At 70.4% G+C, this 4355-nt stretch carries 5 protein-coding genes; all 5 read left to right on the top strand.

The features are described 5' to 3' along the window. Positions 1-244 precede the first annotated feature (244 nt). Positions 245-2965, top strand: a complete 2721-nt coding sequence (locus tag LW840_RS16085; protein ID WP_291277369.1) for a protein kinase — start codon at positions 245-247, stop codon at positions 2963-2965. 103 nt (positions 2966-3068) lie between these two features. Continuing rightward, positions 3069-3233, top strand: coding sequence for a type II toxin-antitoxin system VapB family antitoxin (locus LW840_RS16080; protein ID WP_291277368.1), 165 nt, complete (start codon positions 3069-3071; stop codon positions 3231-3233). A 64-nt stretch (positions 3234-3297) separates the two neighbouring features. Then, positions 3298-3525 (top strand): ribbon-helix-helix protein, CopG family, encoded by a 228-nt coding sequence (locus tag LW840_RS16075; protein ID WP_291262863.1) that lies wholly within the window; start codon positions 3298-3300, stop codon positions 3523-3525. Positions 3526-3534: 9 nt separating this feature from the next. Then, positions 3535-3969, top strand: coding sequence for a TA system VapC family ribonuclease toxin (locus tag LW840_RS16070; RefSeq protein ID WP_291277367.1), 435 nt, complete (start codon positions 3535-3537; stop codon positions 3967-3969). 82 nt (positions 3970-4051) lie between these two features. Then, on the top strand, positions 4052-4355 hold a 304-nt coding region (locus tag LW840_RS16065), incomplete at its 3' end, for a protein kinase (protein WP_291277366.1).

Genomic DNA, 4355 nt, shown 5'->3' with positions numbered 1-4355 from the left:
GAATGGGTCACCACGGATCGCGACTTTGCACGTTTTCCCGGATTGCGCTGGCGGCACCCGCTCGGCGAGTAGCGCTCAGCGAGTAGCGCTCGGCGAGTAGCGCTCGGCGAGTAGCGCTCGGCGAGGAGCGCTCATCGAGTAGCGCTCGGCGAGTAGCGCTCGACTGCAGCCTCAACCGCGTGCAGTTTACGAGCGTGACGCACTGCACAGATTCGAAAAGCCGATCGGCGCGGAGCCCACGCGCGTGAGCGATGTGCTGGCGCGACTCACTTCGGCGCTCGCCGACCGCTACCGCGTCGAGCGCGAACTGGGCGCCGGCGGTATGGCCACCGTGTACCTCGCGCACGATCTCAAGCACGAGCGCGAGGTGGCCATCAAGGTCCTGCATCCGGACCTGGGCGCCGCGCTCGGCGGCGAGCGGTTCCTCACCGAGATCAAGACCACGGCCCGGCTGCAGCATCCGCACATCCTGCCGCTGCTCGACAGCGGGGTCGCGGACGGGCTGCTGTATTACGTCATGCCCTACGTGCGTGGCGAGACGCTGCGCGAACGGCTCACGCGCGAGCGGCAGCTGCCGCTCGACGACGCGCGGCGGATTGCCGGTGCCGTGGGCGATGCGCTCCAGTATGCGCACGCGCAGGGGGTCATCCACCGCGACATCAAGCCGGAGAACATCCTGCTGCAGGATGGGCACGCGCTGGTGGCCGACTTCGGCATTGCGCTGGCCGTGCAGACCGCCGGCGGCGCCCGCATGACGCAGACCGGGCTGTCGCTGGGCACGCCGCAGTACATGAGCCCCGAGCAGGCCATGGGCGAGCGGGCCATTGACGCCCGCAGCGACCAGTATGCCCTCGCCGCCGTGCTGTACGAGATGCTGGCCGGTGAGCCGCCGTTCACCGGGGCCACGGTGCAGGCCGTCATCGCCAAGGTGATCAGCGCCGACCCCGAGCCGCTGGCGCTCGTGCGGAAAACCGTGCCTCCCGCCGTCGATGCGGCCATCCGGCGCGCTCTCGCCAAGCTGCCCGCCGACCGGTACACCTCGGTGGCCGCCTTCCGGGCGGCCCTCGAATTGGCCGATACGGCGGCCACAGCCGCGCCGGCGAGCGTGGCCGCTGCCCCGGCGGCGCGCCAGTCGCGCGCCGGCCTTGTTGCCGGCTGGAGTATCGCGGCACTGCTTGGCGTGGCCACCGGCTGGGGGGTGTGGGGCACGGGCCGCCAACAGGCGGCGCAGGCCGACGTCGCGTCGCTCACGCGAGTGCAGGTCACCTTCACTGGCGCCGCCGGGATTCCCGCGCTGTCGGCCGATGGCCAGGTCCTCGCCTACGTGGAGCGGCGCTGTGCCCAGCCCAGCCACGACGGCCACCAGAGCGAGTTCGCGTTCGGCGTGGATGCGGTGCCCTGCGTGGACCGCCTGCTGGTGCAGGATACCGGCAGCACCTCGCCCGCCGAGGTGCTCCGCGGGGTGCGGGAGGTGCGGGACGTGCGCTGGGCCCCCGCCGGCACCGCGCTCGTGTTGTCCGCGGCGCTCGACTCGGTGTCGCAGGGCACCTACGTGCTTCCCCGCCTCGGCGGCACGCCACGCCGCGTGGGGGGCATGGGCTTCATCGACGTGCATGCCCGCGGCGACACGGTCCTCATCCTGCCCGGCACCCCCGAGTTCAGCAGCGCCGCGTACGCGTACGTCGTGCCTCTGGCCACCGGCCAGGTCACCGACAGCGTGCGCATGCCGTCACCGGTGCTCACGGCCGTGGCGTGGTCGCCCGACGGGCGGCGCATCGCCACGTCCGATTCGCGCGGGCGGTTGTACCTCGTCGACCGCGCCTCGGGCACGGCGGACTCGCTGGCCGCCGTATCGCGCCAGCACCTGCGCTGGACGCCGGACGGTGAGGCCCTGCTGTTCTTCCAGCCCGCCGCCGGGCGCGACGACGATTTTCTGCGCGTGGCCGTCGACGCCAAGGGGCACTTCGTTGGCCAGCCCGTGCCCATTGCCGCACGCGCGCAGATGGTGTTCCGCGGCAGCTTCGACGTGGCCCGGCAGAGCGGGTTGGTGGCCATCGTCACCGGCAACGCCACTGGCGACCTGCACACCTTCCCGCTGCGTTTCGGTGAGCCGGTCACGATGCGGGCGGAGTCGCGGCAGGTGACCAGCGGCACGTCATGGTACAGCTACCCGTCCATCGCGCCCGACGGCAGCGCGATCTACTACCTCAGCGGCAACGGCAATGGCGACAACTTGTTCCGGGTCAAGCTCGGGGCCGCCGAGCCGGTGGAGGAGGCGCTCACCACGGGGAACGGCGCCGGGGTGTCCATCTACTCGCTGGTCTCCCCCGACGGGCGCCGCGTGGTCTTCCAACGCTATGTCGGTGACAGTCTCCGCACGTTCGAAGTGAACGTCGAGGCGCAGCCCACCGTGACCGCGCTGTCGGTCGCGGCCGACGGGAGTTGGCGTCCGGGCATCCTGCCGCTCGGCGCCGACGGCTTCGCCGGCGTTGCCGCCAACCTGCGGGCCCTCCTGGTGGCCGACACCCGCGACCGGGCGCCGCGTCGGCTCCCTGTGCCCGATTCGTTGCTGGTCATGGCGGCAACGCTGAGCCCGGACGAGACGCGGCTGGCCGTCGAAGTGCATGGCCCCCGCGAAACGGCCTTCGCCACCACCCCCCTCGACCGCTGGGCGCCCACCGTGCTGGAGCGCGTGCCGGGGCCGGCCATCGGCACGGCGCTTTCCTGGCGCGACGACGGCTTCGTGTACTACGGCGACTTCGATGCCGCCCGCCGCCAGCCGGTGCTGCGCCGCCTCGATCCGCGCGCGCCGGTGAGCGGGCGGGCGCCGGTGGCCATGGCGCTTCCCGAGCGGTGCAAGGTCCCGTCAGCCGTCGTGGCCACGCGGGCACCAGTGGGAACCTGCCTGGTGGAGGACTACCGCGGCGATGTGTACCTGTGGCGCATGAACGGGGTGACGCGATGAGCGCGGCGGTGAACCGCACGATGTTGGGCAACCAGGATGTGTGGCGCGGCAAAGCGCGGTGCACTTTCCCTCGACCTGCCTTCGCCCCAACTACACCAGGGCCGTGAACATCAGGAACCCGCGCGTCGAGGCCTTGCTCGACGAGGTGGCGGACCTCACCGGTGAGGGCAAGACCGAGGCAGGGCGCCGCGCGCTGGAGGAGCGGCGTGAGCGGCTGCGCGCAACCATGGGCGCCGAGTTCCCCCGCACCGGCTGCCCGCTGGCATGATCGCCGCCCTTTCCCGTCTCGCTGCGGTTTGACATACAACCGTGACTGGCATATGGTTAACCATATGAAGACGACGCTGAACATTGACGATACCGTGATGGACCGTCTTCGGCGCGAGTCGGCGCGGACCGGCCGGACCATGTCGGAGCTTGTCGAGACCGCGCTACGGCATCTCCTGCAGCGTCGGTCACCGGTGTCGGAGCTGTCCCCGTTGCCGTCGTTCGATTCGGGTGGCGCGCTGGTGGACGTGGCCGATCGTGACGCCCTGTATCGCGTCATGGAGGAGCAATAGGTGTTCGTGGTGGACACCAACGTGTTGGTCTACGCGGCCGACGTCAGCGCACCGGAACACCCGCGGTGCCGCGCCCTCCTCGACCGCTGGCGCGTGCAGCACGGCGCGTGGTATCTGACCTGGGGCAACTGCTACGAGTTCCTCAGGATCGTCACGCATCCCCGCGTACTGCGCAAACCCTGGAGCGCTCCTGCCGCTGGCGAGTTTCTCACGGCTGTGCAACAGTCACCGGGACTCTCCATGCTCTCCCCGACGGATCGCCATGCTGCCGTGCTCGCGGAGGTCATGTCGGCGGTACCTCTGATCACCGGCAACTTGTGGCATGACGCCGAGACGGCGGTGCTCATGCGCGAACACGGCATCCGCCGCATCTGTACGCGCGATACCGGGTTTTCCCGCTTCCCGTTCATCGAAGTCGTCGATCCGTTGACGTCCGAGCCGTGATACCGCGCCGTGATCGCGGCGCGGCCGCGTTGGCAGCGCGTCGGTCCGCCATGATTGTGCCCGCCTCTGCCTCGGTGTGCCCGTGAATCAGTTCGTCGCTCGTCTTGCCACCGCGCTGGCCACCCATTACCGCGTCGAGCGCGAGCTCGGCGCCGGCGGTATGGCCACCGTGTACCTCGCGCACGATCTCAAGCACGAGCGCGACGTCGCCATCAAGGTGCTGCACCCCGATCTCGGCGCGGCCTTGGGCGCCGAGCGGTTCCTGAGTGAAATCCGCACCACGGCGCGGTTGCAGCATCCGCACATCCTGCCGCTGTTGGATTCCGGCGCGGCCGATGGGCTGCTCTTCTACGTGATGCCGTATGTGCGCGGCGAAACGCTGCGCG

Source organism: Gemmatimonas sp., from assembly GCF_021298855.1.
In the GTDB taxonomy this organism is placed as follows: Bacteria; Gemmatimonadota; Gemmatimonadetes; order Gemmatimonadales; family Gemmatimonadaceae; genus Gemmatimonas.
The sequence above is the reverse complement of the archived record's forward strand: the minus strand, read 5'-3'. Positions and strand labels throughout refer to the sequence as shown.

Bases quoted from the DNA above. Each gene is read 5' to 3' on its own strand.
- LW840_RS16075 (WP_291262863.1), top strand. From the start codon at position 3,298: ATGAAGACGACGCTGAACATTGACGATACCGTGATGGACCGTCTTCGG.